The following is a 5,471-nucleotide window of genomic DNA, read 5'->3' as shown; positions in this document are numbered from 1 at the left end:
CGGCAAAGCCGGCCACATCGGCTTCCTACCCCTCGTCCTCACCGGGCTCACCAAAAACGAAGTATCCTTGCGGATCTCCGACCACTACCCCCTATGGACCGAATTCCGCCTTTCAAACCCCTAAGGAAGCTTCCAGAACACTTGTGGTCTGCGCCCAACACGAGTCGCCGGCACAGCGTGAGAGGAGTCCACACAGAACACCTCCGCGGCTGCTCCATGAACAACCCTTCCGCACATTGTGCTGCTACCAATATCCTGTGGACATGGCCCTTCCAGCCAGCGCAGAGGTTCAGGACCCCAACGACTGGGGTCCGTGCATCTCCGTGACAGAGTGGAAACTGATGTACCTACGCGAGATACCCCCGACCAAATAGCCAGGATCTGCCGGGTCCCGGCGAAACGGGTCCGCCGCCTTATCCGCAGATTTGAAAAGGCCCATCCTGAGCTGGCCGGTAAACGCCTGCTACTCAATGACCACCCCGCTCCCCCAACAACCGCCCAGCTGCAGCGAAAACCGTCCCGGCCTTCCTGGAAGATCCGGGTCGATGAAGCGAAAAAGTATCATCAGCGGCATCAGCGGCTGCCGCGCATCCTCTCCAAGGACCCGGGCGAACAGCGTCTCGCCGTGTAGGTCGCTGGCCAACGCAAAACAAATTCGCAACGAGTCCATAAGCGACAGCCGACAAGAGCTGATGCGCGAAGCGCTCGAAGACTGGATAGGACCCCCACGGACGAAGGCCGAGACCAGCATGTGGGACCACCGCCTAACCGAAGTAGCAGACGTCCTCAACAGGGAAGGACACCCTCCCCGATTCCGCAGAGGTGCCGATCGGCACAAGAACACTTTGGCCACCTGGCTGGTCACGCAGCGCGGACTCCACCACCGCGGCACCCTGGACCCGACCCGGAAAGCATGACTCAATGAACGGATCCCGGGTTGGGCAACCGGCTGGCGGTAGATGCACAAACGTAGGTACACAACCCATCTCAACGGACACGAATAACGAGACAGACAGCTCGGCGTGTCTTTCCACATGGCCCGTCTCACTCACCCGTGTCATCCAAACCATGATTACCGGACGCTTGACTGGGATCTTGGTGTGGGTGCGTGCCGGGAAGAGGAGTCAACTACAGCCCGGCACGTACGATTGATCAGGACTGGACGCTGAGCCTTTGAATGAATTCGTCTGCCTGGGCTAGGTTGCGGGCCATCTTGGCCCGTTGGTTCACGGCTCTCTCCAGGAACCCAGCCAACCTGCCATCCATACCTGAGGTGTCAGGTGTTGCCAGGAGGCTGAGTATGTCGGCCATTTCCTCAAGGGAGAATCCCAGAGGCTTCATCTGCTTGATGACCATGAGACGGTCAAAATCCTCTTCCGAGAACACGCGAAATCCACCCTCTGTGCGCGCCGTCGCGGGTAACAAGCCAACATCGTCATAGTGCCGGATCGTCCGCAGGGACAACCCGGTTCTGTCTGCCAGCTCACCAATGTGCATGGTGCACCTGCTGGTTCTAGTTGTCATCAAAGCTCTCCGTTCAGGCTGCGGCTTCAAACTCTACCATCACGTTAGGGTAGAGTTCCTTCTGGGCGGTGAACCTTCGAAACTGTTCCCCCTTTCCCGGGGCGGTGCCGCGCCCCCATTATTTTTGCCAAAAGTGAAGGCGCTGCTGTGTGCCTTCCTGACCTCGAACGGAGCCATAGTGGCGACCACAACCGCCGGACTTGCGCCGGTGCTGACTCCTGAACAGTTGCAATCCGTGACCGGGACGTTGAAATCCCCGCGGCGTCTGAAAACCGAAGTACTGGCGGGTCTAGTGGTGGCCCTGGCATTGATTCCAGAAGCGATTGCGTTCTCGATCATTGCGGGAGTGGACCCGCGCCTTGGTCTGTTTGCCTCCTTCACCATGGCAGTATCCATCGCTTTCCTTGGCGGGCGTCCAGCCATGATTTCCGCTGCCACCGGGGCGATAGCCTTGGTGATCGCGCCGTTAGTGGCGAGTCACGGCGTCGATTACTTTATTGCCTCCGTCATCCTGGCAGGAATTTTCCAAGTGGTCCTTGGCCTGGCCGGTGTCGCAAAACTGATGAGGTTCATTCCACGTTCGGTGATGGTTGGTTTCGTCAATGCGTTGGCGATCCTGATCTTCCTGTCCCAGGTACCGGAACTGCTCGGTGTCTCCTGGTTGGTATATCCAATGGTGGCCCTGGGTCTGCTAATCGTTTTCGGTCTGCCTAAACTGACCAAAGTCGTTCCCGCGCCGTTGGTTGCCATTGTCGTTCTTACGCTCATCACGGTGTTCGCCGCTGTCACAGTGCCCACGGTCGGGGATAAGGGAGAACTGCCGGACAATCTCCCTTCATTGTTCATCCCGAACGTGCCACTGAATCTTGAGACGTCCCAGATTCTTTTCCCCTACGCACTCGCCATGGCCTTTGTGGGGCTGCTGGAATCGCTAATGACAGCAAAGCTGGTGGACGACGTAACCGACACCCGCTCCAACAAAACCCGTGAGTCCTGGGGCCAGGGAACAGCGAACATCATCACCGGTTTCTTCGGAGGTATGGGCGGCTGCGCGATGATCGGTCAGACCATGATCAATGTGAAAGCCTCCGGAGCCCGCACCCGGATCTCCACCTTCATGGCTGGAATGTTCCTGCTAATCCTTGTGGTCGCCCTGGGCGGCATCGTCGCGGTCATTCCCATGGCCGCCCTGGTTGCAGTGATGATTTTCGTCGCGGTGGCGACCTTCGACTGGCACAGCGTCCGCCCTTCCACGCTGCGGATAATGCCCAAAAGTGAAACCATCGTCATGGTCTCCACTGTGATCGTGGTCGTGGCCACCCACAACCTCGCCATCGGCGTCGGTGTCGGCGTGCTGGTGGCCATGGTGCTCTTCGCGCGCCGGGTGGCCCACTTCGTGACTGTGGAACGGACCCTACTCGAAGTCAACGGTGAACAATTCGCCACTTATAAGGTCGACGGAGAACTTTTCTTCGCGTCTTCCAATGACCTGTATACGCAATTCGACTATGCACTGGACCCGCATAGAATTCTGATCGACATGAGTGGATCGCACCTGTGGGACGCTTCCACTATCGCGTCATTGGATGCGATCACCGAGAAATACCGCCACCACGGCAAGACCGTGGAGATCATCGGCCTCAACGACGCCAGCGTACTCATGCGCGAACGCCTCGGCGGCAAACTCGGCGCCGGCCACTGACCCCCCCTCCCCCATGGCACGAAACCAGAACCCTTGGGTTCAGTTGGTAAACATCCCGACTCCCCGTCAGCGTCAATCAAACCATCGTTTGCGAACTGCCCTATGATGAACCCCAAGGGCGTTGCCGACACCGGAGCCGTCCCCAAAAAACCAACGACGGAACGGTCATTATCGGCCTCGGCGCAGGGCTGGTTTCTTCTCGATTCGAAGTGGATAAGTAACTGAATCCAGGCTGTGATCGCAGTCAGGCAATATTGCTGGCGAGGGCCTCTAATGGTCGGGCGGGGCATCTTCGTGGCAACGGGTTTATGGTTAAGTCAGGACCTAATACTGGGAGTGATTGAAGGCACCGATTGGCGGGACGGTGCTTCGGAGGAGCCATGACTGAGATGCACGCGGAGTTGGGTTCGGATAACGCCCGGCTGTGTGCACCGTTTCTTGAGTTGTTGCCGGTCACGGGTGCTTCGGTGTCGGTGTTCGGCGGATCGATGAACGAGACGTTGTTGCATGCCAGCGATCCTGTTGCGACCAGACTGGATGAGCTGCAGTTCGATCTAGGTCAGGGCCCTCGGTGGGAAGCCCTCCGCACCCACCTACCAGTGCTTTTACCGGATCTACGGTCCGGGGATCACCATTTGTGGCCTGTTTTTGGGACGGCGGTAGCCGAGACGAGTGCAGCGGCCTAGTATGTTTTCCCGCTGGCCGTTGGGGCGATGGATATTGGGGTGGTGGAACTGTATAGAACGTCGCCGTTGACCCTGAGCCGTTCCGACCAAACGACGGCGTCCGCCCTCGCAGCCGAAACGTCGTGGGCAGTGTTGCGCCAGTTGTTGAATGACAGCGCTGGTACCGATAATGGATCGCCTCCGGGACATGCTTATCCAACCCGTAGGGAAATTCATCAGGCCACCGGCATGGTTCTCGTCCAGGCAACGCTATCGGCAGCGAATGCCCTGCTGCTGTTGCGCGCCCACGCGTTTGCTAACGGTCGCACGCTCACGGAAACCGCCCAGGATGTGGTTACTCGGGAACTGGATTTTTCCTCGCCTATGTAGATTTTTGCTCGCCTATTTAAGGGGACCATCGGCATGTGCTGGAGTAGGGTGGGCGTATGGTGACTACATCGCGTGCGGAGCGGGTCGGTGCAGCGTTTGTGAAACTTACAGACACACTCGTCACCGATTACGACGTCCTGGATCTCCTGCAAACCCTGGTGGAGGAGACCGTCAGCCTGCTCGACGCCAGTGCAGCTGGCCTGTTACTGGTCGATCCTGACGGTGAGCTGCAAGTAGTGGCCTCCACGAGTGAGGCAACCCATCTGGTAGAGATATTGCAGCTCCAAGCCGGTGAAGGCCCCTGCGTCGAATGCTTCAAAACGGGTGTTGTGATCACCATCGACAGCATCGATTCCATGGGCGGACGCTGGCCCGAATTTCAGGCCGCGGCACTGAGCCAAGGGTTCCACTCCATCCATGCAATCCCGCTACGCGTGAAAGACCGGACAATTGGGGCTATGGGATTGTTCGGTCACCATACCGGTGCGCTGACCGACGAAGACTCAGCCATCGGGCAAGCCCTAGCGCACGTTGCGACCATTGGCTTGCTCCAGGAGCGCGCGATCCGCGAAAGCACCCTGGTTAATGACCAACTGCAGAATGCGCTGAACAGTCGGGTCCTGATTGAGCAGGCAAAGGGCGTCATTTCTCAGACCAATGATGTGGACATGAGCCAGGCTTTCAGCAGGCTCCGCCACTACTCGCGTTCGAACAGTCTCGGTTTGCAACAGACGGCAAGTAAAATTGTTGAAGGTTCCTTGACCCTTTAGCGCTGACTGTATTTACTGTCTCTGCGGTCAAGTTCTTCAGTCAGTTCCTCTAATCGCGTACTGGTTTCAGGGTGCGCCTGTATATCGCGGATGTACTCCATATCGAGTTGACGATGCATTCTACTGTTCAGTACCTCTAACCGAAACTGATCCAGAACGGTCAGGTCCTCCGGGAACGGTTCCTCCGGCGCGTGCCGACTCGGGGCTGCCGGGTGCACATACTCACCCCTGCCTACTTCTCCCGCCGGCGGACTGGTAGCTGATTGGTGAGTGGCTGTCGGTGACGGTCGAAAATTGAGCCGTTGTGACGGCGGCGGATTTCAGCGGTCGTTGCAACAGTTTATGAATCTGTCGGTGGTGAGATGAGTCTAGCGAGCTGCTCTGCAGGGCTTTGCCAGCCGAGGATTTCCCGTGGTCGGC

The 5,471-nt window shown here is 58.1% G+C and carries 6 protein-coding genes; 5 read left to right on the top strand and 1 reads right to left on the bottom strand.

All coding sequences use genetic code 11. From position 1 onward, the window contains the following. Positions 1-331 precede the first annotated feature (331 nt). Positions 332-631: a hypothetical protein gene (locus tag ACX80O_RS16580; RefSeq protein ID WP_459334159.1), complete on the top strand. Its 300-nt coding sequence runs from the start codon at positions 332-334 to the stop codon at positions 629-631. Positions 632-1,152: 521 nt separating this feature from the next. Here ACX80O_RS16580 and ACX80O_RS16575 read toward each other — a convergent pair. After that, positions 1,153-1,497: a MerR family transcriptional regulator gene (locus ACX80O_RS16575; protein WP_459334158.1), complete on the bottom strand. Its 345-nt coding sequence runs from the start codon at positions 1,495-1,497 to the stop codon at positions 1,153-1,155. A 238-nt stretch (positions 1,498-1,735) separates the two neighbouring features. Here ACX80O_RS16575 and ACX80O_RS16570 point away from each other — a divergent pair, with 238 nt between their 5' ends. From ACX80O_RS16570 to ACX80O_RS16555, 4 genes are all read left to right on the top strand, one after another. Continuing rightward, entirely contained in the window at positions 1,736-3,226 is a 1,491-nt protein-coding gene (locus ACX80O_RS16570) for a SulP family inorganic anion transporter (protein WP_459334160.1), read from the top strand. Positions 3,227-3,606: 380 nt separating this feature from the next. Beyond that, the gene (locus ACX80O_RS16565) at positions 3,607-3,912 is read left to right on the top strand and encodes a hypothetical protein (RefSeq protein ID WP_459334157.1); all 306 of its coding nucleotides are present in this window, start codon (positions 3,607-3,609) and stop codon (positions 3,910-3,912) included. 42 nt (positions 3,913-3,954) lie between these two features. Beyond that, positions 3,955-4,281, top strand: coding sequence for an ANTAR domain-containing protein (locus tag ACX80O_RS16560; RefSeq protein WP_459334156.1), 327 nt, complete (start codon positions 3,955-3,957; stop codon positions 4,279-4,281). Between the two features lie 56 nt (positions 4,282-4,337). Next, a complete protein-coding gene (locus tag ACX80O_RS16555) occupies positions 4,338-5,051 on the top strand; it encodes a GAF and ANTAR domain-containing protein (RefSeq protein ID WP_459334155.1) in 714 nt (237 codons plus the stop codon). Positions 5,052-5,471: the final 420 nt, after the last annotated feature.

This window comes from Arthrobacter glycogeni (assembly GCF_054511155.1).
Note: the sequence above shows the minus strand (reverse complement) of the source record. Positions and strands in the feature narration are given on the sequence as shown.

What these genes read in the sequence shown, in the direction of transcription:
- ACX80O_RS16575 (WP_459334158.1), bottom strand. Translation starts at nt 1,497, where the DNA reads ATGCACATTGGTGAGCTGGCAGACAGAACCGGGTTGTCCCTGCGGACG.
- ACX80O_RS16555 (WP_459334155.1), top strand. Translation starts at nt 4,338, where the DNA reads ATGGTGACTACATCGCGTGCGGAGCGGGTCGGTGCAGCGTTTGTGAAA.
- ACX80O_RS16565 (WP_459334157.1), top strand. Translation starts at nt 3,607, where the DNA reads ATGACTGAGATGCACGCGGAGTTGGGTTCGGATAACGCCCGGCTGTGT.